Below are 24594 nucleotides of genomic sequence, written 5' to 3' on the forward strand. Positions count from 1 at the left end.
AGCGGGATCGTGACCGCGCGATGAGCGGTTCCTACGACCACATCGGCGCGAAACACGGCCCCGAGTATGAGCTGGAGGCCCTGCTCGCGGGCGAAGGCACGGTGGTGGTGGGCCTGCGCAACCAGGTGATCGCCAGCACGCCGCGCTTCACCCCGCGGGCCCTGATGCTGCGCATCACCGGCCACCTGAGCAGCGCGCACTGAACCGAACGGGCACTTGGGCGTTCCCTGTGGCGAACCGTCCCAGCGCCGTGCCGCTCGCGAACTTCGGTCCGGGCGTAGGGCGCTTCGTGCTCTTCGTCGCTGGTATTCGGGATCCGCCGTACGGCGGATGATCCCCTTCCTCCGGACATCGAAGAGCGCGGAGTTCTGAGGGGGTTCACCGCAAAGACGCTAAGAGCGCCAAGGCGCAGGCCTTCACTCTGATCACTCCCTGATCACCGTTGTGCGGAAAAGAATGCCGCCATGCATATCCATTACCTGCACATTGTACACCCCTGCCGCAAGCGGGGTCAGATCAAGCTCCATGGCGGCAGGCATGGTCAGTACGACGGCCCCGCGCAGATCGATCACCCGCATGGTACGTGCAGCGGGTGGCACACCGGTGAAGCGGATCGGCCCCTCAGTGGGGTTCGGGAATATGGTTTGTGGACTGGTGCCGGTGTGCGGCAGGCTTGCGATCAGCGTATCACCATTCACGCGGGCGATGCGGTTGCGTCCAAAACCGTTGTATTGAGTGAACCCTCCCCCGATGATGACCTTACTATCTGGCTGCAGAGTGATGGTGTGCACAGGACCGCTAGCCCCTGAGCCCGGGTCATACGTGGTATCCAAACTTCCGTCCGGCTCCAGTCGGGCGATGCGGTTCCGCGATGTGCCATCGTAAGTGGTGAAGTCACCTCCAATAAGGATCCTTCCATCGGGCTGCAGGACGACTGTCCGGACAACAAGGTCCGCACCCGTTCCTGGATCAAAGGTGGTATCCAAACTGCCATCGGCATTGAGCCGGGCGATGTGGTTGCGCGGCATGCCATCGTATTGATCGAACCAACCCCCTATGATGATCTTACCGTCCTGCTGCAAGGCGGCAATGAGGACAGTGCCATGCGCGCCTGTTCCCGGATCGAATGAAGCATCCAAAGCCCCGTTGGGGCTGAGCCGTGCGATGTGACTGCGCCACGTACCGTTATACATGAAGAACGACCCTCCAATAATGACCTTCCCGTCCGTTTGCAAGGCGGTAGTGTGGATCTCGTAGTTCGAACCCGACCCAGGGTTGAAAGCATGGTCCAAACTGCCATCGGCGTTCAGGCGGGCGATATGGCCGCGAGCGGACCCGTTGAACGAAGTGAAACTTCCACCGATGATGATCCCGCCGTCGGGCTGCAGCGCCGAGGTGTAGACGCTGCTGGGCGCACCACCACCCGGATCGAAGAGCGTATCCAAACTGCCATCGGCGTTCAGGCGGGCGATATGACCGCAAGCGGACCCGTTGAACAAAGTGAATTCACCCCCGATGAAGATCTTTCCATCCGGCTGCAGTGTGGTTGTGTGGATCCCGTAGTTCGCACCAGTGCCAGGGTGGAAGGTGCTATCCAAAGCACCATTGGTGCCTAGGCGCGCGATGGAATTGTGCCAAGTGCCGTTGTAGGAGGTGAACGCCCCTCCGATCACGATCCTGCCGTCGGGTTGTAAAGCGGTGGTGTAGAGGTCGTTGTTCGCTCCTGTTCCAGGATTGAATGTGCCATCCAAGGCACCATCCGCCTGGAGTCGTGCGATACGATTACGCCCTGTGCCATTGTACAATGTAAAGTCTCCCCCAGTGATGATCCTGCCATCAGACCGCAAGGCGGAGGACCGGACCGCAGTGCTCAAGGTGGCCCCTGTTCCGGGGTCGAAGGAGATATCCAAACTGCCATCGGCTTGTAGCCGGGCAATGCCTTTGCGAGGCGCACCGCCATACGAAAAGAAGTATCCACCGATGATGATCCTGCCATCGGGTTGCAGTACAGTGGTCAGAACACTGGCGTCCGCCCCTGTACCGGGGTTGAAGCTGGTATCCAAACTGCCATCGGTATGGAGCCGTGCAACGTGACCTCGCGACGCACCGTTGTAGGAAGTGAACCATCCCACAATGATGATCCTACCGTCGGGCTGCACAGCGGCATCTTCCACGGGATGGTCCGTCCCTGCACCGGGGTTGAAAAGCGTATCCAAGGTGCCGTCGGCATTGAGCCGGGCTATACGGTTACGCCCAGTTCCGTTGTACGAAGTGAAGTAACCCCCAATAATGATCTTCCCATCGGGTTGCAGGGTGGTGGCGTCAACACTGTTGCCCGCACCCGATCCCGGGTCAAAGGACGCGTCCAAACTGCCATCCGCTTGGAGCCGCGCGATGCGGTTGCGTCCAACACCCTCGTACGTGGTGAACCACCCCCCGATGATGATCTTCCCATCGGGTCGCAGGGCGGCAGTTAGAATAGGACCGTCCGCTCCCGCTCCTGGATCGAACGAGGTATCCAGGCTGCCATCCGGATGGAGACGGGCGATATAGTTGCGCGCTACTCCGTTGAACGATGTGAAGTCCCCAGCGATGATGACCTTGCCGTCGGGCTGTATGAGCGTGGTGTTCACGAAGTCGTCCGCCCCGGAACCAGGGTTGAACGTGGTGTCCAAGCTGCCATCGGGATGAAGCCGGGCAATATGGCCCAGCAACGTTCCATTGTAGGAAGTGAACTCGCCTCCGACAATGATCCTTCCATCAGGTTGCAGGTTGATGGTCTTCACTCGACCGTCGGCACCATCCCCATTACCAAAGCCGATATCCGCAGGGTTGAACGTCGTGTCGTTGGTGCCGGACTGGGCTACACTTGTCCCTGGTGCCAGCATACGAATGAGCACGGTGCCGAGAATGGCTATCGTGCGGATCAGTGACATGCTGGTAAGGTATGGATCGACATGCCGAATTACCGAAAGCGCGACCAACGGTGCCATGCCGAACATGAATTCTCCTTGGCCGGTGGCCGGTCCTGGTTCAGCTCGGACACGCTAGATCGTCAAAACCCGGCCGAGGTGCCAGGGTTTCACCTGGTGAGCGAAGGCTGAGCGGCCTATCACCCTGAACCTGTCGAAGGGTTAGGCCGAGTTACCCATTCCAGGGCCCTGCAGTAGGCCGTTGAACCGCAAGCCATGCCCCGCACCGCCCGATTACTCCAATCCTCCGAACATTCTTCGCGTCCTTCGCGTCTCTTCCGGCGAACCGACCCCCATGAAGATCTACCACCTCGCCAACTGCGGCACCTGCCAGCGCATCCTGAAGGAGGTGCCCAAGCTCAAGCGCTTCGCCCTACAGGACATCAAGACGGAAGCGATCACACCGGCACAGCTCGACGCGCTGAAGAAGATGACCGGCAGTTACGAGGCGCTCTTCAGTCGCGTGGCCCTGAAGTACCGCGCGCTCGGCCTGAACACGATGACGCTCACCGAGAAGGACTACCGCAGATACATCCTGCAGGAGTACACCTTCCTGAAGCGGCCGGTGGTGGTGATCGGCGACCAGCTCTTCATCGGCAACGCGCCGAAGACCGTGAAGGCGATGGTGGAGGCGACGGCGAAGGCGAAGTAGGCGGGGCGCAAGGCGGCGGCGAAGTGGACGGGCGGGTGCGGCCAACGCCCGGGCCCTCCTGTACTTTTGCCCCGCGATGTTGAAGCAAGGCCTTTTCCAGAAGCTGCAGCAGAAGCTGAGCCCCCAGCAGATCCAGCTGATGAAGCTGCTGCAGGTGCCCACCGCCGAGCTGGAGCAGCGCATCAAGCAGGAGATCGAGGAGAACCCCGCGCTGGAGGAGGGCGAGGACGGTGCGGACGAGGAGATGCCCACCGAGGAGCAGGCCATCGCTGAGAACGAGGACAGTGGCAGCGAGGGCGAGGAACAGGGCGCCGACGACCGGGACGAGATCGACCTGAGCGATTACTTCCCGGACGACGACACGCCGGACTACAAGCTGCAGGTGAACAACCGCAGCGCCGACGATGAGGAGCGGGAGGTGCCGCTGGCCGGGGGCACGTCCTTCCAGGAGGCCTTGATGCAGCAGCTCGCCCTGCGCGACATCGACGAGCGCACCGAGCTGCTGGGGCAGCACCTCATCGGCAACCTGGACGAGGACGGCTACCTGCGCCGCGACCTGCCCAGCATCGTCAACGACCTGGCCTTCACGCAGAACGTGAGCACCGACCCCGCGGAGCTGGAGCGGGTGTTGCGCGAAGTGCAGGCCCTGGACCCCGCCGGCATCGGCGCGCGCGACCTGCGCGAGTGCCTGCTGCTGCAGCTGGAGCGGCTCCCGCGTGAGGTGGACAGCATCACCGCCCGCGAGGTGATCGCCAAGCACTTCGAGGCCTTCAGCAAGAAGCACTACGACCGCATCGTGGAGCGCATGGAGATCACCGAGGAGGACCTGAAGGCCGCCGTGGACGTGATCGTGCACCTGAACCCCAAGCCCGGCAACACCGCACGCGACACGGCCAAGCCCACACAGGAGATCGTGCCCGATTTCCAGGTGCTGTCCATCGATGGGCAGCTGGAGCTGACCCTCAACGGGCGCAATGCGCCGGAGCTGCGCATCAGCCGGCAGTACCGCGACATGATCGCCGAGTACCAGCGGCACAAGAAGGACAAGGAGCAGCGCGAGGCCCTGCAGTTCATCAAGCAGAAGCTCGACGCGGCCAAGTGGTTCATCGACGCCATCAAGCAGCGGCAGAACACCCTGCTGGTCACCATGGAGGCCATCATGGAGCACCAGCGCGACTACTTCCTCACCGGCGACGAGACCAAGCTGCGGCCCATGATCCTGAAGGACATCGCCGAGAAGGTGCACCTGGACATCAGCACCGTGAGCCGCGTGGCCAACAGCAAGTACGTGCAGACCAACTACGGCACGCTGCCCCTGAAGTACTTTTTCAGCGAGAGCCTCAGCACCGATAGCGGCGAGGAGGTGAGCACCCGCGAGGTGAAGAAGATCCTGCAGGACGCCATCGACGCCGAGGAGAAGCGCAAGCCGTTGACGGACGACGAGCTGACCGCACTGCTCAAGGAGAAGGGCTACAACATCGCCCGTCGCACCGTGGCCAAATACCGCGAGCAGCTCAACATCCCGGTCGCGCGGTTGAGGAAGGAGCTATGAGCGGCGAGTTCCGAGCAGCGAGTGGCGCGTGGAATGCCGCCCTGAGCAGGGTCAAAGGGCGCATTTCCACTCGCCACTCGGAACTCGCCGCTCACCCCTGACCCCATGCGTGCCCTCGCCCAGGCCCTTTCCGTCATCCTGCACCCGGTGGTGATGCCACTGCTCACCCTGGTGCTGGCCTTCCGCCTCGACCCGCACATCAGCTTCTTCCTGCCGGCGCCGGTGCAGTGGTTCACCTTCGGCATGGTGGCGGTGATGACCGTGGTGTTCCCCGTGTCCAGCGCGGTGCTCCTCTGGCGCAGCGGCGCCATCAGCGGCCTCACCATGCCGCTGCGCGAGGAGCGCATCGTGCCCCTGCTGATGACGATGCTCTACCTGGGCATGTGCCTGTACCTGCTGCACCGGGGACCGCACCATCCGGCCACTTACGCGCTGTTCACCGGTGTGCTGCTGGCGGTGGCCGTCACCCTGGCGGTCACCCTGCGTTGGCGGATCAGCGCGCACATGGTCGGCATCGGCGGCCTGCTCGGCGGCCTCAGCGGCCTGCAGATGCTGCACGGCACCTTCGCACCCCTGGAGCTGGCGGTGCTCATCGTGTTGGCGGGTGCGCTGGGCTCGGCGCGGCTGCTGGTGGGCGGCCATACCGCGGGCCAGGTGGTGGCGGGCACGGCGGTCGGCTTCCTCTGCACGTGGACCTGCGTGGTGCTCGGGATCCAGCTCTAGCCGTGGCCCTCAGCCCCAGCGGCGCAGGCGGTGCCCGCGGAGGGCGTACCACCCGATGAACAGGTAGCACGGCACCAGCAGCGCGTAGGCCAGGCGGTCGCCCAGCACGGGCGCCTCGGCGGGGCCCACCAGCAGGCCGTAGACCTTGGGGAGCAGCGCCCCGCCGGCGATGGCCATGATCAGCAGGGCCGAAGCGGTCTTGGTGTGCCGGCCCACCCCTTCGATCGCCAGCGGCCAGATCGCCGGCCACATCAGCGCGTTGGCCAGGCCCAGCAGCGCCACGCACAGCACGCTCACATACCCGGTGGTGAGCACCACCAGCAGGCTCATCGCCACCCCGGTGACGGCCGATGCGGTGAGCGCCGCGGCCTGCGACAGCAGGCGGGGGATGGTGGCGATGCCCACCAGGTAGCCCACCACCATGGCGCTCAGCGTGAACCCGGGGAAGTACTTGGCGCGGTCCAGCGGAATGCCCTGGCTCTGGCCATAGGTGGCGATCGTGTCCGCCGCGATCACCTCCACCCCCACGTACAGGAAGAGCGCCAGCACGCCCAACACCAGCTGCGGATAGGCCAGCACGCTCGCGTGGCCCGCGGCCTTATCGGCCTGTGTGGCCTCCTCCTCCGAGGCGATCTCCGGCAGCGGCGACCAGCGCACGAGCACCGCCAGCACCACCAGCACCACGGCCATCACGGTATAGGGCATCACCACGCGATCGCTCAGCGCCGCGAGCTCCCCGGCCCGCGCGGCATCGTCCAGGCCCGCCAGCCGCGCGATCAGCGCGTCGGCGTCCTTCAGCACGATGGCGGCGAGCACCACCGGCCCGAGCACGCCGGCCACCTTGTTGCAGATGCCCATGATGCTCATCCGCTTCGCTGCGCTCTCCAGAGGCCCCACGATGGTGACATAGGGGTTCACAGCGGTCTGCAGCAGGGTGAGGCCGGAGCCGATGACGAACAGGCCGGTGAGGAAGAGCCCGTAGGCGCGCGCGCCCGCCGCGGGAATGAACAGCACCGCGCCGACCGCCATCACCAGCAGGCCCGTGATCATGCCGCCCTTGAAACCGGTGCGCTTGAGCACCCACGACGAGGGCAGCGCCATCACCGTGTAGGCCAGGTAGAAGGCCATGGTGACCCAGAAGGCCTGGTCGAGCGTGAGCTCACAGGCGATCTTCAGGTAGGGGATCAGCACGCTGTTGAGCCAGGTGACCGCGCCGAAGACGGCATAGAACACGCCGAGCAGGACGACGAGCCGGGTGGCGTTGCGGGGGTGCGACATGGGATGGGGACTGAACGCGAAGGTGCTCGGCCCTCGGCGCACACCGGCATCGGTCCATGATCACTTGTCCACCACCCGGGACGGATAACCGCTCAACCGCGGTCGCGATCGGCCAGGGTCTGCTGCCAGCGCCACGCGTCGGCGAGGGCGTCGTGCAGGGTGCGCTCCGCCTTCCAGCCAAGGCCGGCGCTGGCCTTGCGTGGGTCGGCATGGACCTCGGGCACGTCGCCCGCCCGCCGCGGACCGAGCAGGTGCGGCAGCGGCCGGCCGATGACCGCTTCCAGCCCGCGCACCACCTCCAGCACACTGCTGCCCCGGCCGGTGCCCAGGTTGAACACCTCGCAGGTCGCCTCCGTCCGCGCGTCGGCCCAGGCCATGGCCGTCACATGGGCCTGTGCCAGGTCCACCACATGGATGTAGTCCCGGACGCAGGAGCCATCGGGCGTGGGATAGTCCGTGCCGTGAATGACCAGCCGATCGCGGAGCCCGGCGGCCACCTGCGTGGCGAAGGGCACCAGGTTGTTGGGCACCCCGAGCGGCAGTTCGCCAATGCAGGCACTGGGGTGCGCACCGATGGGGTTGAAGTAGCGCAGCAGCACCACGCGCCAGCCCGGATCGCTCGCCACCAGATCGCGCAGCATCCGCTCGCCCATCACCTTCGTGGCGCCGTAGGGCGATAGGGCGTTGTGGTCGGGCGCATCCTCTCCCACGGGAAGCCGGTCGGGCTGTCCGTACACCGTGCACGAACTGGAGAACACCAGCGTGCGCACCGCGTGCTCGTGCATCACCTGCAGCAGGGCCACCAGCGAGCCGACGTTGTTGGCGTAGTACTTCAGCGGGTCCTGCACGCTCTCCCCCACGGCCTTGTCGGCGGCGAAGTGAATGACCCCATGCACCGGCCCTTCCGCGCGGAACACCGCATCCAGCGCGCGGCGGTCGGTGCAATCCACCCGGTGGAGGACGGGACGGCGGCCGATGAGCTTCGCCAGGCCATCGAGCACGGCCTCCTCGGAGTTGCGCAGGTCATCCACCAGCACGGGCACATGCCCGGCCGCGGCCAGTTCCACCACGGTATGCGATCCGATGTAGCCCGCGCCACCGGTGACGATCACCTTGCCCATGGGGCGCAAGATAGCCGCGCCCGCCGCCGCACCTTTGGCGCGCCATGTCCATGCATCGTCCACGCATCAGCACGCTCACGATCGCCGCGCTCATGCTCGCGCTCTCCGTGCTGCAGGTCCGCTGGGCGTGGATCGGCGACACCGGCCATGCGTGGGATCGCCTGATACGCAGCGACGTGCGCGGCTACTATGGCTATCTGCTGGCGGTGTTCATCCGCGGTGACCTGGGGCACGAGCCGCCCGACCCCACGTATGTGCACCACACACCGGACGGCACGTTGAACAAGTACTTCGCCGGCACGGCGGTGATGATGGCGCCGTGGTTCGCGGCGGGCCATGCGGTGGCGCTGTGGAGCGCCGATGCCCCCAAGGACGGACGTAGCGGATGGGAGCACATGGCCATCGGGCTCGGCGGCCTGGTCCATGTGCTGCTGGGGCTGCTGCTGCTGCGCGCGTTGCTCGCCGGCCTCGGTGTGCGCGACCCGGTGATCGCCTGGGTGCTGGCCGCCACCGTGCTCGCCACACCACTGCTGCCGTACGCCACGATGCAGCCGGGCTGGTCGCACGTGCACTCGTTCCTGGCCTTCGCCGCCTTCCTGTTCCTGGTGCACCGGCTGGCGGACGATGGCCGCATGCGCTGGCTGATCCTGCTCGGCCCGGTGTTCGGTCTCATCGTGCTCATCCGGCCGGTGAACGGGCTGGTGCTGCTGGCCGTGCCCATCGTGGCCGGGCACAACACACGGGCGATGATCCGCCGCGTGCTGCGGCGTCCCCTGCACCTGGTCACGGCTCTCGCCGCGTTCGCTGCCGTAGTGGGCATCCAGCCGCTGCTCTGGCATGCGCAGACCGGCCACTGGGTGGAATGGGGCTACCGGGGCGAGGGCTTCCATTGGGACCGACCGGAGGTCCTTCGCGTCCTGTTCGGCTTCCGGCGCGGTCTGTTCCTCTACGCCCCGGTGTTGCTGTTCGCCATGGCGGCGTTGTTCGCGCTTCGGCGTCGCGCGCCGGTCGTGGCGTGGTCGGGCCTGATCTACTTCGCGGTGAACACCTACGTGATCGCCAGCTGGTGGATCTGGTACTACGGCAGCGGCTTCGGCAGCCGGGTGTTCATCGAACACTTGGCCGTGCTTGCCGTCCCCTGGGCCCTGGCGCTGCACCACGCCGGCCGCCGGTCGTGGATCGTGGCGCGCGCGTGGATGCTGGGCTGCATCCTGCTCCATGGGTTCCAATACTGGCAGTACCACCACCTCATCCTCCACCACGAGAACATGGACCGCCACACGTACGCCTGGGCCTTCGGCCGCACGGCGCCGGCGGACAGGGACCGGCTCGGCGGCAACTACCAGGCCCCGCCCTTCCATCCGAACGGGATGAGCATGGTGTTGAGGGCTTACACCAACCTCGAAGAGCCCTCCCCGCACTGGATCGGCGGCCGCATCGAGCCGCGGGCGGAGGCCGTGAGCGGACGGCACGTCTGCGTGTACGACGGCGATGGGTCCGGCATCACGTTCATCGCCCCGGGCGGCACCCTGCCCATCGGACGCGCGCTGCAGCTCGAGGTGACGGCCATGCGCTATGAGGAGCGCGCAGGCGATTCGTTCACCATGCAGGGCGAAGCGATCATCCTTGGGCCCGACGGCCTGGTCGTGTTCGAGGAGCCCTTCCGGATGAACCCCCTTCCCGGCGAGAGCGACAGCACATGGGCCCGCCTTTGCTACGCCATCCCGCTGCCACCGCTGCAGTACGGTGAGGAGGTGCGGTTCCGGTTCAGGGACCCGGCCCGTGAAGCCCGCGTGCTGCTGGACGACCTGCGCATCAAGGTCTTCGCGGTGGAACCGTATTGACCGGTGCGGCACGGTGGTGGGCTGTGCCCAACGAAGCACGCAACGCGTGCGAAGGTGGGCCCAGCAGGATTTGAACCTGCGACCAAGGGATTATGAGTCCCCTGCTCTGACCGCTGAGCTATGGGCCCCGATGGCGCGCGAAGGTACAGGCGCCCCCCGGCTCCGCATCCGGCCGATGAATACCTTGCTGCAATGTCCTTCCGAGCACCGTGGTCCGTCCGGATGCTGGTCCTGCTCGGGCTGTTATTGGCGGCCGCTTCCGTGCGGTGGAGGATCATCGGGGATGACGGCCACGGGTGGAAGGACATCATCATCAGCGATGGCGCCGGCTACCATGCCTACTGGAGCATGGTACTGGAACCCGGCTGGCGTCCGGCCGCCGAGGCCCGCCCGGACCATGTGGTCCCCGCAGGGAACGCGATGGTGATCAAATACATGGTGGGGACATCGCTGATGCAGGCCCCGATGGTGCTCATGGCCCATTCGATCGGCCTGGCGCTCGGCGCCACACCCGATGCCCGGGCGTTCCGATATCAGATCGCCGTGGCGATCGGAGGCATCCTGTGGACCTTCATCGGTCTGGTCGCACTGCGGGCCCTGTTGCTGCGCATGGGGTTCGAGGACCGGGCGGTGGCGCTCTCCCTGCTCATCATCCTTGCCGGGACGGGACTGGTGCAGCACGCTGTGATGTCACCCGGGATGTCCCATCCGTGTTCGTTCGCGGCCGTGGCGCTGCTCCTGCTGAGCGTGCACCGCGCCTGGCACGAGGTCAGTGTGCGTTGGACCATCGTTGCAGCGGGTCTGTTCGCGGTCGTCCTGCTGATCCGACCGGTGAACGGGATCGTGTTGTTGGCCGTCCCGGCACTTGTGTCCGAGGGCGCGGTCTCACCGTTGCGCTGGTGGCATGCGGCCGGGCGTCGGGCGCTGCTTCCCGGCGCGGTCCTGTTCGTGGCCATGCTCTCCCTGCAACCCCTGGTGTGGTACCTGCAGAGCGGGACATGCTTCGTTCGCCCATACGGCGGCGAGGGATTCCATTGGTTGCGGCCGCAGCTCTGGAAGAGCCTCTTCGGAGCGCAGAAGGGGCTGTTCTTCCACTGGCCGCTGCTGCTGCTGGGCCTGCCAGGGGCCGTGATCCTCTGGCGAAGGTCGCCCATGGCCGGTGCGGCCCTTACCATGCACGGCATGGCCATGGTCCACCTCACCAGCGCCTGGTGGAGCTGGGAATACGGGGACAGTTACGGACCTCGTCCCTACCTGGACCACCTGCCCGTTGCGGCCGTTCCCATGACGACCTTACTGGGTTCGTTCACGCGTCGGGCGGCACGCATCCTCTGGTGGTCATTGCTTCCGTTCATCGCCCTGCAGCTGTTCCACGCGTGGCAATACACCGTGGGTATCATCCATCCCTTCAACATGGACCTGGAGAAATGGCGAGCGATCCGTTTGCGCACCGATGCGAGCTGGCGCGGTGCGCTCGGCGGCGATCTGGAACCACCCCCCTACGCGCCCTGTGGGATGGAGCTGGTGATGCGCACGAGCGCGCACGGGGGAAAGGTCGCGCCTCCCTGGGAGGAGAATGCCGCCACTCGGCCCGAGGGCCCTGGAGGGAACACCTTTCTGGTCGACAGCGACCATCCGTTCGGCCCGACCCTACGCGTGGGACCTGCCGAACTGCCGACGGGTCAAGCGTTCCACATCGAAGCCTCCCTTCGACGCGGGGAGCCGCGACCCGGGAGCGGTCAGGACGCGCTGGTAGTGACCACCCTGGGGCGCCCGGGGTCTGCACGCGAGCACTATGCGTTCCGACTGAACGATGTGCCGTTCGCTGGAACATGGCGCCGATGGCGCTATGCCTACCGCATGCCGGCCGCCCGGCCGGGCGAACAACTGTCGTGGTATGTTTGGCAGCCGGGCAACGGGGAGATCCTGCTGGACAGCATCTCGATCCGGATCACGGCCGTGCGACCATGCGAGTGAACCGTTCGGGCAACAACGAGAGACGCAACGTGCCGGTGCGGGCCGCTGCGATGTACGCCGGAAGCGCTCTGGGATGAGCCGCGCGATCGATACCGTGCTTCTCGACCTCGGCGGAGTGCTCATCGACGTGGACTACCACCGCACGGCCGAGGCCTTCAATGCGCTGGGCTTCGACGGGTTCGAGGCCTTCTACAGCAAGGCGCAACAGGACCATCTCTTCGACGGCTTCGAGGTGGGGGCCTTATCCCCCGCGGAGTTCCGCGCGCGGATCCAGGGCCTGCACGGCGGGGGCATCACCGTGGAGCAGGTGGATGCGTGCTGGAACGCCATGCTGGGCCGGATCCCACAAGAGCGCATCACCCTGCTGCGGCAGCTTCGCGAACGCTACCGCCTGTTGTTGCTCAGCAACACCAACGCCATCCACGTGCCGGCCTTCCAGCGCCTCATTGCTGCGGACAACGGCATCGCCGACTTCCGCACGCTCTTCGACGGGGCCTACTACAGCTGCGAGATCGGCCTGCGCAAGCCGGATGCGGCCGCTTTCCAACATGTGCTGGAGCATCACGGCGCCGACCCGGCGCGCACGCTCTTCATCGACGACAGCATCCAGCACGTCGTCGGAGCGCGCGCCGCAGCGTTGCGCGCCGAGCACCTCGACCTGACGCGGGAGGATGTGAGCGCCCTGGTGGCACGGCTGGGGCTGCTGGCCTAAGCCGCCCTCAAGGCTGCTTCTTCGTCCGCTTCGTCTTGGGCAGGGGCAGCACCTCCGCCATGCGCAGCAGGAGCCCGGCCAGTCGGTCGTCGCCGGTGATCAGGTCCTCCGGCACCAGGAAGTACGCCTTGGAGCCGGGATAGGCGGGCGCCTGCTCACAACGGCCTTCCAACGCGGCGCTCTCCGGCATGATCTTCACGAAGAGCTGGTCGTCGCAGATGAAGGCCACCGGCTTGCCGTCGGCATAAAGTGCGAACTCCCCGAACATCGCCCGCACCGTGAAGCGCTCCGGATGGCCGAGGTGGTGCAGGATGAAGGTCGCCGTCTCCTTGCGCGTGGCCATGCTCAGCGCGCTTCCTGGGTCAGCTCCACCAGCACGCCGTTCGCGTCCCGGGGGTGCACGAAGCACACCAGCTTGTTGTCGGCGCCGGGCTTGGGCTCGTCGCTCAACAGCGTGAAGCCTTCGGCCTTCAACCGGGCCATCTCCACACGGATGTCGTCCACCTCGAAGGCCACGTGATGGATGCCCTCGCCGCGCTTCTCGATGGCCTTGGCGATGGGGCCGTCGGGGCGCGTGCTCTCCAGCAGCTCGATCTTGTTGGGGCCCACCAGGAAGAAGCTGGTGATGACGCCTTCGCGCTCCACGGCTTCGCGTTTGTACGGGGCCACGCCCAGCAACCGGGTGTAGACCGCCTCCGCGGCGTCCAGGTCCTTCACGGCGATGCCGAGGTGCTCGATGCGGATCATGCGGCAAGGTTAGCCGCAAAGACGCAAAGCCGCCAAGAGCGAGCATGAGAAAGCCCTCCGGGTCGCGGAGGGCTTTCGAAGAGGTCCGGAGGCGATCAGCGCTTGATGAAGGTCTCCCCCATCTTGCTGTCGTAGTTGAGGTAGTACAGGTCCTTCTTCAGGGCGGTGATGTCGATCTTGTTGGCGTACCCGCGCTTCACGATGTTGCCGTACTGGTCGTAGATCTCATACAGCGTGGCGGCCGAGAAGAGGATCTCCTCCTTGGGCTTGGGCGGGCTCCAGGTGACCACGGCCACCGAGGGGTCCGTGAACTTCGCCGCTTCGCTGTACCGGCTGCGCTTGGTCATGTCCACCTGCTTCACGCGGAAGGTGTTCTCCCCGCTGTGGGGCGTCACTTTGAACTCATAGCGGTGCTCACCGGGCGTGCCGATGCCCATCACCTCGCCCACCTTCACCCACTTGTTCCAGCGCTTCTGTTCCACCACGTAGGGCAGCTCGCCGGTCTCGTTGGTCGCGGTCCAGGTGTACAGGCCTTCCGGCGAGACGGCCTGCTGCACGATGTCGAAGGTGCTCTTGGGCTTCAGCACCTCGGGGTTCAGCACCACGGGGGTGCATCCGTCCTTGTGCTTGATCTTCACGGTGATGGGATCGCCGAGCTTCAGTCCGAAATTGCCGAGGTCCACCTCGAAGGCGCTGGAATTGATCTCGTCCGTGGCGATCTGGTCGTTCACGGTGACCTCGAAGACGCAGAAGCCCACCCCAGCCTCGGAGAAGGGGTTCTGCACGAAGAGGTTCTTGCCCTGATAGCGACCTTCCACAACGATGACGCCTGCCAAGGAGGGCAGACAGACCAAAGCGGCCAGGGAGAGGAGGGCGGTGCGCATGTCCGTGCGGGTCTGAAGAGCTGGCAATGATACGAAGTCCGGCGCGTTCCGGTCCTCCGCGGCCTGTTTACGGCGTCAGGGGCAGGGGGTTACCCTGGTCATCCGGCGGGTGCTGCGGCCACGGCGGTCAGCATCCGGCGCACGTCCTGTTCGGTGAACCGCCCCTGGGGGTCATCGCCCACCTCGAAGATCCGTCCCGCCACCCGCAGCACCTTCACGAAATGCACGAACACCAGGTCCTGGTCGGGATATCTGCTGCGGTACATCAGGTGGTCGGGGCCCTCCTCCACCACCTCGTGCTTCAACAACATGTCACGGTCCAGCGCGGCCTTCACCCGGGCCAGGTCCCCCTCGGCCTCCACGATGTCCAGGCCGAAGTGCTCCCCGGCCCGCACCTCCAGGATGCCGGCCTGCTCGTTCCAGCGCACCTGCGGGGCTTGTCCACCGAGCACCTGGGCGTCCGGCGGGGTCACCCACAGCGGAACATCATGCGCCGAAAGGTCGATCGCGGGCGGCGCCTGGGCGCTGTCGGCCGTGGCAGGAGGTTCATCGCCACCCGCCTTGGTGCCTCCGCCACAGGCGGCCAGCAGGAGCGGAGCGAGCAGGAGGAAGGTGCGGATGAGCTTCATGCCCCAAAACTACCGGGGCGGCACTTGGAGGTGCCGCCCCGAGGGTCTTGTTCTGTCACCGATCGGTTGTGGACCGCACTAGGGGATCTGCTCGCTCCGGGTGGCCGTGGGCACTGTGCCACCGATGTTCACCAGGATGGGGTCGCGGTCATTGGCCGCGCCGGCATACTTCACCTGGCCGTTCAGGTTCACATCCTCCGGATGGTAGCCGTTGACCACTGCGGTGGGCACCGTGCCCCCGATCCGGACCAGGATAGGGTCGCGGTCGTTGCTGCCGCCGGCATACTTCGCCTGTTTGTTGAACGTGACATCGCCGGCCCAGAGGGCACGGATGCTCCCCACGGTCTTGCGCGCATCGGTGCCGAAGGTGCCAGTGGCCGGGGCCGTCAGGTCCACGGTGGTGGCCGTGCCGCTCAGGGCCAGCGCCGGGGTGGCCATGGCGCCCAGGTGGTTCCGGTGGCGCACGGCCACGAAGTAGTCTCCGGCCGCCAGGGCGAAGCTCACGGGCGAGGTGCCATCCACGGCCACCACGTCACCATCGCGCTGCACCAAGGCCGCCTTGCTGGCCACCACGGACGCGCCGTTCAAGCTGTTGCGCAGCTCCACCACCACCCAATCCACGATGGCGTTGGCACCGGTCACTGCCAGCACGGGGGCCGTGGTGGCTCCGCTCGGTGCACCGATGAAGGGGTAGCCCAAGGCCGTGTACGGCTCGGTGAGCGGCACCAGGCCGGCCGCGCGCAGGTCATCGTTCATCAGGCCCGTGCCGGTGTTGTAGGCGCCCTCCAGGAAGACCTTCGCCGCCACCTTCACGTCGGCTGCGATCAGGGTGGGGATCAGGCACCAGCTGTTGAGCGTGCCCTCGTCCTGTGTGGCCACATCCTGCACGCGCAGGATCCAGTTGCCCTGGAACACCTGGCCGTTGAACGCCGCGAGGGACTGGGCCGGCACCACGAACAGGTTGCTCATCGGGCAGGTGACGCCTACGTTGCCGTTCGATCCTGTCTGATCGAACTCCACCACGATGTTGTCGCTGTTGGTGCAAAGTCCACTGTTGATGAGGTTCACCACGGTGCCGACCGGGCTCTCCAACGACAGCCGCAGGTCCGACGTGTAGGTGTGTGTGACGTTCACGAACACGTTGAGGTCGCTCAGGGTGGCGCCACCCTGAGCGGGCACGGTGATGGTGTTGCTCACCGTCGCATTATCCACGATGGTCGTGGTGCCCGTGCTGTTGAAGGTGGTGCAGCCGGCGCCCGGCGCGTTGCAGTTGGCCACCACGCCGGTGTAGGTCACCGTGCACTGGCTGAACTGGTCGTGCACCAGCACCACCGATACCGCGCTGCCGCTGGTGTAGGGGCCGTAGGGGCCGAAGACCCCGGGAGCGGTGGCGTTGCCCACGGTGACCGGAGGGTTGGGCCCCCCGCCGTCCGGATCGATCTGCAGGGTGACACTGGACGCGCTACCGAGGCTGGTGAGGTTGATGCTCACGTTGTACTGGCCGAGGTTGATGCACGGGGTGCTCAGGGTGGCCGCCGGCGGCGTGCACAGTGGCGGGGTGAACGAGAAGTTGAAGATGCGCGTGGACCAGGCCGAGGCCGGGTTGTACTGGGCCGTGCCCCAGAAACTGCCGTTGGCCGGGTCGACATCGAGCGAGTTGTAGTCGCCATACCGGTTGCTGCCGTTGGGGGAGGTCCCCGCGACGATGGTGGTCTCCGCGAAGGTCATCTGCCCCAGCGGGTCGCTGGCGCTGCGGCCCGTGTAGCGGATCCCCGGGAACACCGATCCGGAGCTCACGTTGTAGGCCAGGCCGATGTCGCCCGCAGCGTTGATGGAGATGCAGCCCATCCAGCGGCTGGTGGCGTCCGGCGAATAGGTGCCCTGCTGGTGGATGCCCCAAGGGTTGGCGATGCCGCCACTGCGGCGCAGTTCATACCAGCGCACACCCGCCCGGTCCGTGGTGGTGACGTCGGTGACGTGGTTGCACACGATGGTCTCGTGCGTACCGAAGTTGCGGTACTGCGCCCTGTTCATGATCACCTCGCGCAGCGGGTCCAGGTTGGTGTTCGAGCTGGGCTGATCGACGCACGAGAAGGAGGTGTAGCCGCACAGTTCGGTGTCGAACGGATCGGTGAGCATCAACTGGGGTCCGGCCAGGACACTGTTGGCCGGGGTGGTGAAGTCCAGCGTCAGGGTCCATAGCTCCAGCCGGTCCGCAGGGATGCTCGCGGTCCAGCCGTCATCGGCCATGCGCATCACCATGGCCGGGGCGTTGGCCGGAGGGGCGGTGCCGCCTTCGAACGTGATGGGCGTGGTGGCCTGAAAGCCGATCGTGGGATAGTCCGGCGTGGTGAACCGTTGCGAGGTGGCGGACAGACCGGCAAGCATCCGGTTGCGGTCCAGGGCGTAGATGGGACAGCCCGTGCCCTCGTTGCTGGTCACGATGTAGGCCGTGGGCCAGACGCCGTACTTCGGATAGTCCGGGAAGCTCGGCGCGGTGAAGCTGTACGCGTACCAGGTGCCCAGCGGGTCGGCCGTGGTGGACACGCACATCACCAGCCGGTTGCCGCTGGAGGAGAACTCGCTCATCAGCCAGCGGTCGGCCAGCGCATCGTACAGCACGATCGGATCGCCCGCGCCGCTGTAGCTGGTGATGCCCCCGATGGCGTTGATGAAGTTGTCCAGGTAGGTCTGCGCGCCGAGCGGGTTGCCGCTCTTGTCATAGATGCGGAAGTAGGCGCCGGAGCTTCCGTTGATCATCTGGATCACATGGTTGGGGCCCACCTCCAGGCAGGGATCGCTGGGGCTGACGCCCGTATTGCCGATCCCGTTGATGGTGAGGTCCAGTGCACGACCCGAGGTGCGGCCGCCCTGCTGGCGCTGCCAGGCGGGATCCTCCCCGAGGGGCAGCGCTTTGCTGTTCACACGTTGGTGCAGCCGGGCTTCCTTCGTGCCCTTCGGCTCCGGCTTCACCAGCCAGCCGTTGGCGTCGCGCACCACCTCATCCGGGAACGCACGGGTGGGGTCCCAATCGCGGAAGGCCATCGTCTCGCCCAGGAACTCCAACGGGAGCACCTCGGCGTTGTGCAGCTCCACGAACTCCTGGGCCGGGACCACCGGGCCAAGAAGGAGAAGGGTCAACGGCAGGATGGAGCGAAACTTCATGGGCAACGGATCGGGATGAGCGGTGAACGAAGGCGCAAAGGTCCGGAACCCGGCCATGCAGCGCAACCATGGGGCACAGTGTCCCGTTCGGTCGGTGGAAGGGATCGACGGACCGCGGATCACGGTCGATGGGCCTGCGGCGATCGTCGCTTCACTCCGACACGAGCACGCGCGAGCCCTCACTGTGGCCTCCGAACTCCGGGGCGTACATGCAGGTGGCTGAAGCGATGCCCTGGCTGAAGTCCCCGGCATGGGTGGCGCGCAGCGCGTAGCTGAACACATGGGTGCCTGCGGGCAGACGGTCGATGAACAGGTCCATCGCCGCGTCGCGGATGCTCTGGTAATAGCCCAGCCCGCTCTGGTACCGGTAGCCGCTCAAGGCCTCCACCGGTTCCAGGCCCGCCGCACGCAGGTCCTTCACCTGCACGAAGTCCAGCGGGCGATCGGTGCGCAGCACCAGCCGCACCACGACCTTGTCACCGGGCCGCACCGCCACGCCGGGGGCCAGCTCCACCAGCTCCGGTCCACGGGCCCCGGGCCGCTCCAGCATCACCTGCCGGGTGAGGTGGAAGGGCGGGCTGCCACCGCCCAGGTCCGGTGGCGTCACGCGGTCCATGCGCTCGAAGTACTGCCAGTACAACGCGCCCCACGAGGGCCGGTCGGCGCGCTCGGTGATGGTCACCTCGCCCAGGACGGGCTTCACCTCCTCCCCGGACCAGGTGCGCTCAAAGGTGCCCGTGCCGGCCTCGCGGTGCTGGGCGCCCACCACCTGGCCGCCCACGCGGATCTCCGGGCCTGCGCCCTCCTCGACCCAGGCATCGCCGGTGAGCAGCAGGGCGTGGCAGGCCTCCGCCGTGGCCGTGGTGGTGCCCCAGTCGGTGGTGCGCTTCATCTGCAGCAGGTGCATCCGAAGGGCGTTCACGCTGGCCGCATCCCCGGCCACCTCGTGGAAGGCCTCGATCATGCGCGCATGCGTCTCCGACGGGAAGGCCCACGGATCGACCCCGCGGCGGAAGTCCTTCCAATACATGCCCAGCTCATCGCTCATCACGGCGCGCTGGCGCAGACTCACCACGATGCGGGCCGCCGCCTCATGCCGGTCGAAGCGGTGCAGCACCAGGGCCAGCAGCGCCTGATCGTGCAGCGCGCGGTCCGTCCATCCGGCCTGGGCACGTTCGAGCAGCCATTGCACCACGCCGCCCACAGCGCCATCCAGCGACCGCTGACGGAAAAAGCTGCGGGCATAGAGGTAATGCAGGTCGCCGTGGTCGGGCCGGTACGCCGCGAAGGCCGCCTTGTCCAGCTCGCGCTGTAGCCGCCGGTGCTCGCGGACGACTTCGCCATCGAGCCAGTCCACCGCACGGTTCAGCATCTGGTGCACGGGGCCATCGGCGCGTGGATCGGCGGCACCGACGCGGTCCAGGTGGCCCATGCCGGCCAGCACATGCTGCGTCACCCAGCGGCTGGGCTCCATGCCGGCCCACCAGGGCCAGGCCCCGTTGGGCAGTTGCATCTGCCTCAGACGGCCCAGGGCCTCGTCCTCCTCACGCGCCATCCGGTCCAAGTCGAAGAGCAGGGCGATGCGCTGCCGTCGTGTGCGGTCGTCGCGGGCCTCCACCACCCAGGGGGTTTCGGCCAGCAGCACCTGCTTCAGGTCGGTGTTGCGCTCCAGGGCACTGGCGAAGGCATCCGGACCGGCCTGGCGCCACCGCTCGAAGACGCCGCGGATCGCCGGGCGCTCAGCCACCACATGCGCGGCGAGGCGGTTCGCGTAATACCGGCTGAAGAGCTGCTCGGCGCATTCGTGCGGGAACTCCATCAGATAGGGCAGCGCCTGCACGGCCAGCCACGCGGGGTTCGGCGTGTACTGCAACCGCAGCTGGTGGTTGCGGCGGGTGCTCGTGCGGTCGTTCGGTGTTGCGTTCACCAACTTGTTCAGCGTGAAGGTGCGCGTCCCGGGGCCCGACATCCACAGCGGCAGGCGCTCGGTCACCAGCACCTGGTCGGTGAGCACCGGCAGCACACGCTCCTCCCCGTCCGCCGCCACGACTGTGCTCCGCGGACCCGGACGGCTGGCGGCCGTGATGCGCACGCCCACCGCGTCGACGCCTTCCGGAACGGCGATGCTCCAGGCCACCACAGCGCTTTCGCCCTGCGCGGCGATGAAGACCTGCTCGGGCGCGTCGATCCCGAAGGCCTTGTCCAGCGGGGCGTTGGTGGCGGGGTCGAAGAGCGCCAGGCGCGCGAGGCCCTCGGCGCGGCCGGGCTCGGTGACGTTCACCTTGGCGGTGAGCACCATGCGGTCGCCGGCGCGCAGGAAGCGCGGCAGGTTGGGCACCACCATCACGGGCTTCACGGTGCGCAGGCTCCGCGCCAGCTGCGCCAGCTGCAGGTCGGCCGTGTGGGCCAGGCCCAACAGGTTCCACCGCGTCAGCGCATCGGGCACGGTGAAGCGCAGCACCACGCTGCCGTCCCGGTCCGTCAGCAGGTCGGGCAGGAAGAAGGCCGTCTCGCGCAGGTCGCTGCGTAACGGAGGTGGTGCATCGTTCGGGGCTGTTCCCGACGCACCTGCGGACGGAGGCGCGGGTTGACCATTCTGTGCGATCATGCCCCCGGTGACATCGTTATAGTTCGCCGGCACGCCACCGGTCACCACTTCCGCTTCCTCCATTTCATCTGTGGTCGTAGCAAGGGCGTCACTATCCCGATCAAATCGTCTCATCCGATACTGTACGACCTCGACTTGGGCCATATCCGCCCATCCATAATGCCCCGTGAACCCGTGGGTCTCGAGCTGCGGATAGATGCGAACCACGCCCGTTGGGGAGATGAACGGTCGCCACACTTCGCGTCCGCCATCGGTGCCGAAGGGGGTGGTGCCCTGCCAGCCCAGGCGCGCGTCGGTGCGCGGGTGCACGTCCAGCGCCCAGCCATGCGGAACGAAGTGGTCGAGCGAGGCGTCGTACAACGTGGCCAACAGCTGGGCGGCCACGGCGTCGCCCTTCGCACCGCGGATCTTCAAGCGCCACTCCTCCTGGTCGCCGGGCTGTAGCTTGTCGCGGAAGCACATCCACTCCACCTGCAGGTCCTTGTTGGTCCACGGCACCTCGATGGCGAGGGTGCGGGCGTGCACACGACCGCGCTCCACGCACAGCAGGTGCACGGCGAAGCCGCCGCGGTCGTCCTCGCGCACGGGCAGCTCCACGCGCTGCTGGCCGCGGCTCAGTGTCAGGCGGCGGCTCACCGCCTTCACGCCGTCGCGCTCCACCTCCATCAGCACGCGGGCATCCGGCAGCGCCGAGCTCAGCAGCAGCACCGCCTTCTCGCCGGGTTCGCAGCGGCCCTTCACCAGCTCCGCATGAAAGGCGTCGGCCATGAAGCCGGTGTGCTGCACCTCCGCATCGTACAGCGTCACCACCGAGCGCACACGCACCGTGTCGCCGCCCTCATCGCGCGCCTTCAGCTCGATGCGGTAGGTGCCCACGTCCCAGGTGCGCGCGGCGGGCAGGGCCAGCGCACGTCCGTTGGCGCGGTGGCCGGTGCGCTCGTACACGGCCTCCTCCGCGGGCCAGGTGAGCGGGTCGGCCTCCTGTCCGAAGGCTTCCTCCGGGAAGCGCTGCACGAAAGCCTCCCGTTCCAGCACGGAACGGTCGGGGCGCGGCAGCAGGCGTTCGCGATAGGGCACCTGCGGGGCGCGCAGGCGATGCACGCGGACGTCCACAGGCACGTCCACCTCCTGGCCGTTGAGGTTGCGCACGCGCAGGTCGAGGCTGTCGAGCGCGCTGCGGTCCACCGCCTCGCCGAGGCGCAGGTCGATGGCGATCCGTCGGTATGCCAGGTCGAAGGCCGTGGATCCCTGCTGCACCTCGCCGGAACGGTCGGTGACCACGGCCTCCGCGGCGAAGTGGAAGGTGGGATCCGCATCGCGCGGGAAGGCCGGATCGGCCGGTGCGGTGAAGCGGGCGGTGAAGCGGCCCTGGGCGTCGCAGGTGGCGGTTCCGGTGGCCACCTGGGTGGAACGGCCCCACGGCAGACCGCGCCAACCCCAGCCGCACCACCACGGCATGCGGGGCGTGCGCTGCACGGTCCAGCGTACGGTGGCGCCGTCGAGCGGAACACCCGCGTAGCTGGCCACGGTGCCGCTCAGTTCCACGTCGCCGTTCAGGCGCGGTTGTCCGGCCACGGGATCGAAGCGCACCTCGAAAGTGGGCCGCTTGTACTCCTCCACGCGCACTTGCGCCGAACCGTGCGCCTCTTCGATGCGCATCGCACCGGTGAGCACGCCCACGGGTGCGGTGAAGCGCGCCACGCACGAGCCGTAGGCGTCCGTGGTGTACGGCACCGTGTCCACCACTTCACCGTTGACATCGAGGAAGCGGAGCACACCGCGGTGACCTGCACGCACCACCACGTCATCACCGCGCTTCACGGTAACGATGCCCTTCACGTGGACCTCCTGCCCCGGTCGGTAGATGGCGCGGTCGGTGAACAGGAAGGTGCGCACGCTATCGCCCGGCGGTGGCTCGCCGTTCCACCAGCGGTATCCCGCATCGGCCATCCAGCGGTCGTCGCCCTGCTCCAGCACCAGCATCTGGCGGCCGTTGGCCGGCGCGATGTCCGGGGCGGGGCGCCCCTCGGCATCGGTCACCGCCTCGCCGAGCTTCACGAGTTGATCAGCCCCGGCGCGCTGGCCGTAGAGGCTCACCTTCACCCCGGCGAGGGGCTGGCCGCTCCAGCGGTCCATCACCAGCAGGTCCTGTGCTTCGTCACTGCTGCGCTGCGCCAACGCGAAGCGGGTGACCTGAATGTGCGTGTACGCGATGCGGTCCTTGCCGGCGGCGAAGCGGGCGCTGTCGCTCACCAGCACGGCGTAGCGCCCGGCCGGCAACGCGTCCACCGGCAGGTCCACGCGGTGTGGGTTCAGGTCGCCATCGTCCGGTAGGTCCAATGTCCAGCTGCGCACTGGGCGCTGCTGCAGCAGCCATTCCTGGTGATCGCGCGACCAACGGCGATCGCGCCCGGGTTCCTGCGGGTCCTTCACCACGCGCAGCCACACCCTCGGCGTGTTGCGGTAGCGCAGGCTCAGCAGCAGGTCACGACCCGGCATGGCGGCCTCTTCGCTGCGGAGGTCCAGCTCGCGATCGCGCAGCTGCGCCCGCAGCACGGCGGCGTTGCGCGCACCGGTGGAGCGCGGGAAACGGGCGATGGCCTCGTCGCACAGGGCGAGGGCGGTGCGGCGTTCGTCGCGGTGGGCATCGCTCACCAGCGGGTCATAGCGGTCGGCCCGTTCCGCGTTCCAGGTGGCGATGGCCAGCGTCACCTCGCTCCAGCAGCTGTCATCGGGCACGCGTGAACGCAGGGTATGCAGCGCTTCGAGGTAGAGCGAGTCGGCGTTGGGCAGGGTGCTGTGGGCGCTCACATGGGCCAGCCGGCCGAGCGTGGCGTCCACCAGGGCATCGGGGTGGTCGTCGCTCTGGTGGGCGCGCTCCAGGCGCTGGTACAGCCGCAGGGCCTGCAGGCCCCAGGCGCCGCTGTCGGCGTGGTGGAACGGCCCGAAGAAGAAGGCGTCGAACAGGGCGAAGTGGCGCGGGTCGTTCAACTGGAAGGCGTCCGCCGGCTCGGCCAGACGGGTCTCCGGGTTCCGCAGGAGGTCCAAGGCGCGGTGGCCCAGCAGGTCGAAGAGCGTGGGGCGCAGGGCCAGGGCGCCGGGTTCCGCGGTGCCGGAGGCGGTGGGCACGGTGCGCAGCAGCCCACGCAGGTCGGCGGTGGCGAAGGCCTTCAGGCTGTCCAGCGGTTCCAGCGAGCGATGCACGTGCCGCAGGATGTGGTCCATGTAGGTGGCCTGCGACCAGGTCTCCGGGTCGTCCGGGTCATCGGCGGTGCGGCCGCGTTCCAGCACCCGCCAGCGGTCGTCGCTGTAGGCGTTCCACCAGGCCTCGGCGAGGGCGCTATGCAGAAGGGGCACCAGCGGAAGCGGAGCGCCCGCTGTAGCGAGGCTGTCGGTGGTGCGGTCCAGGTCCTGGAGCACCTGCAAGCGATCCGTGCCGGTGATCTGCCGGAGATAGGCGCGGCGCATGTGCGCGGCGAACTGCAGGAGCGCATCACCCGAGCCCTGGGCCTCGGCGAGCAGCCCATCGGTGGCGGTGAGCGCATCGGCGTAGCGCCCGTCGCGCATCAGGGAGTCCACCTGCGCCCAGCGCGGATCGGGGCCGGTGGTGCTGCCGCGCAGGTTGCTGCGGCCGCTGTGGCACGCCGGCAGCAGGGCGATCAGGAGGACGGGGACGAGCTGGAGCAGCGTGCGCACGGAGGCCATCGACCACGCGGCCCCGCTGGTGCGG

The 24594-nt window shown here is 67.2% G+C and carries 16 protein-coding genes and 1 tRNA gene; 7 read left to right on the forward strand and 10 right to left on the reverse strand.

The window, feature by feature from the left end:
* Positions 1 to 20: 20 nt before the first annotated feature.
* On the forward strand, positions 21 to 203 hold the full coding sequence (locus tag IPJ87_13820) for a hypothetical protein (protein MBK7942929.1): 183 nt from the start codon (positions 21 to 23) through the stop codon (positions 201 to 203).
* A gap of 222 nt (positions 204 to 425) precedes the next feature.
* Here the strand turns inward: IPJ87_13820 and IPJ87_13825 are convergent, their stop codons facing one another.
* Positions 426 to 2936 carry a delta-60 repeat domain-containing protein gene (locus tag IPJ87_13825; GenBank protein ID MBK7942930.1) on the reverse strand — a complete coding sequence of 837 codons (2511 nt, stop codon included), beginning with the start codon at positions 2934 to 2936 and terminating at the stop codon, positions 426 to 428.
* A 331-nt stretch (positions 2937 to 3267) separates the two neighbouring features.
* Here IPJ87_13825 and IPJ87_13830 point away from each other — a divergent pair, with 331 nt between their 5' ends.
* From IPJ87_13830 to IPJ87_13840, 3 genes are all read left to right on the forward strand, one after another.
* Positions 3268 to 3624 carry a hypothetical protein gene (locus tag IPJ87_13830; protein MBK7942931.1) on the forward strand — a complete coding sequence of 119 codons (357 nt, stop codon included), beginning with the start codon at positions 3268 to 3270 and terminating at the stop codon, positions 3622 to 3624.
* 76 nt (positions 3625 to 3700) lie between these two features.
* Positions 3701 to 5176 (forward strand): RNA polymerase factor sigma-54, encoded by a 1476-nt coding sequence (gene rpoN, locus IPJ87_13835; protein MBK7942932.1) that lies wholly within the window; start codon positions 3701 to 3703, stop codon positions 5174 to 5176.
* A 105-nt stretch (positions 5177 to 5281) separates the two neighbouring features.
* Positions 5282 to 5899, forward strand: coding sequence for a hypothetical protein (locus IPJ87_13840; GenBank protein ID MBK7942933.1), 618 nt, complete (start codon positions 5282 to 5284; stop codon positions 5897 to 5899).
* Between the two features lie 9 nt (positions 5900 to 5908).
* Here IPJ87_13840 and IPJ87_13845 read toward each other — a convergent pair whose 3' ends face one another.
* The gene (locus tag IPJ87_13845) at positions 5909 to 7177 is read right to left on the reverse strand and encodes a sugar MFS transporter (GenBank protein ID MBK7942934.1); all 1269 of its coding nucleotides are present in this window, start codon (positions 7175 to 7177) and stop codon (positions 5909 to 5911) included.
* Between the two features lie 92 nt (positions 7178 to 7269).
* Positions 7270 to 8298, reverse strand: a complete 1029-nt coding sequence (galE, locus tag IPJ87_13850; protein ID MBK7942935.1) for a UDP-glucose 4-epimerase GalE — start codon at positions 8296 to 8298, stop codon at positions 7270 to 7272.
* Between the two features lie 44 nt (positions 8299 to 8342).
* On the opposite strand from galE, the gene IPJ87_13855 reads away from it, so the two are divergent.
* Positions 8343 to 10142, forward strand: coding sequence for a hypothetical protein (locus IPJ87_13855; protein ID MBK7942936.1), 1800 nt, complete (start codon positions 8343 to 8345; stop codon positions 10140 to 10142).
* Between the two features lie 55 nt (positions 10143 to 10197).
* Here IPJ87_13855 and IPJ87_13860 read toward each other — a convergent pair.
* Positions 10198 to 10270, reverse strand: a tRNA-Ile gene (locus IPJ87_13860).
* A gap of 94 nt (positions 10271 to 10364) precedes the next feature.
* On the opposite strand from IPJ87_13860, the gene IPJ87_13865 reads away from it, so the two are divergent.
* Both IPJ87_13865 and IPJ87_13870 read left to right on the forward strand, forming a co-directional pair.
* Entirely contained in the window at positions 10365 to 12119 is a 1755-nt protein-coding gene (locus IPJ87_13865) for a hypothetical protein (protein MBK7942937.1), read from the forward strand.
* 73 nt (positions 12120 to 12192) lie between these two features.
* On the forward strand, positions 12193 to 12831 hold the full coding sequence (locus IPJ87_13870) for an HAD family phosphatase (GenBank protein MBK7942938.1): 639 nt from the start codon (positions 12193 to 12195) through the stop codon (positions 12829 to 12831).
* A gap of 7 nt (positions 12832 to 12838) precedes the next feature.
* Here IPJ87_13870 and IPJ87_13875 read toward each other — a convergent pair whose 3' ends face one another.
* The 6 genes from IPJ87_13875 to IPJ87_13900 all read right to left on the reverse strand — a co-directional run bounded on the left by IPJ87_13875 (position 12839) and on the right by IPJ87_13900 (position 24560).
* Complete coding sequence (locus tag IPJ87_13875) at positions 12839 to 13174, reverse strand: TfoX/Sxy family protein (protein ID MBK7942939.1); 336 nt, start codon at positions 13172 to 13174, stop codon at positions 12839 to 12841.
* Between the two features lie 2 nt (positions 13175 to 13176).
* Positions 13177 to 13578 (reverse strand): methylmalonyl-CoA epimerase, encoded by a 402-nt coding sequence (mce, locus tag IPJ87_13880; GenBank protein ID MBK7942940.1) that lies wholly within the window; start codon positions 13576 to 13578, stop codon positions 13177 to 13179.
* A gap of 95 nt (positions 13579 to 13673) precedes the next feature.
* A complete protein-coding gene (locus IPJ87_13885; GenBank protein MBK7942941.1) occupies positions 13674 to 14462 on the reverse strand; it encodes a hypothetical protein in 789 nt (262 codons plus the stop codon).
* 98 nt (positions 14463 to 14560) lie between these two features.
* The gene (locus IPJ87_13890) at positions 14561 to 15091 is read right to left on the reverse strand and encodes a hypothetical protein (protein MBK7942942.1); all 531 of its coding nucleotides are present in this window, start codon (positions 15089 to 15091) and stop codon (positions 14561 to 14563) included.
* Between the two features lie 78 nt (positions 15092 to 15169).
* Positions 15170 to 18256 (reverse strand): proprotein convertase P-domain-containing protein, encoded by a 3087-nt coding sequence (locus IPJ87_13895; protein ID MBK7942943.1) that lies wholly within the window; start codon positions 18254 to 18256, stop codon positions 15170 to 15172.
* A gap of 151 nt (positions 18257 to 18407) precedes the next feature.
* Positions 18408 to 24560 (reverse strand): hypothetical protein, encoded by a 6153-nt coding sequence (locus IPJ87_13900; GenBank protein ID MBK7942944.1) that lies wholly within the window; start codon positions 24558 to 24560, stop codon positions 18408 to 18410.
* Positions 24561 to 24594: the final 34 nt, after the last annotated feature.

The sequence above is a fragment of the Flavobacteriales bacterium genome (genome assembly GCA_016713875.1).
Taxonomy (GTDB): Bacteria; Bacteroidota; Bacteroidia; order Flavobacteriales_F; family PHOS-HE28; genus PHOS-HE28.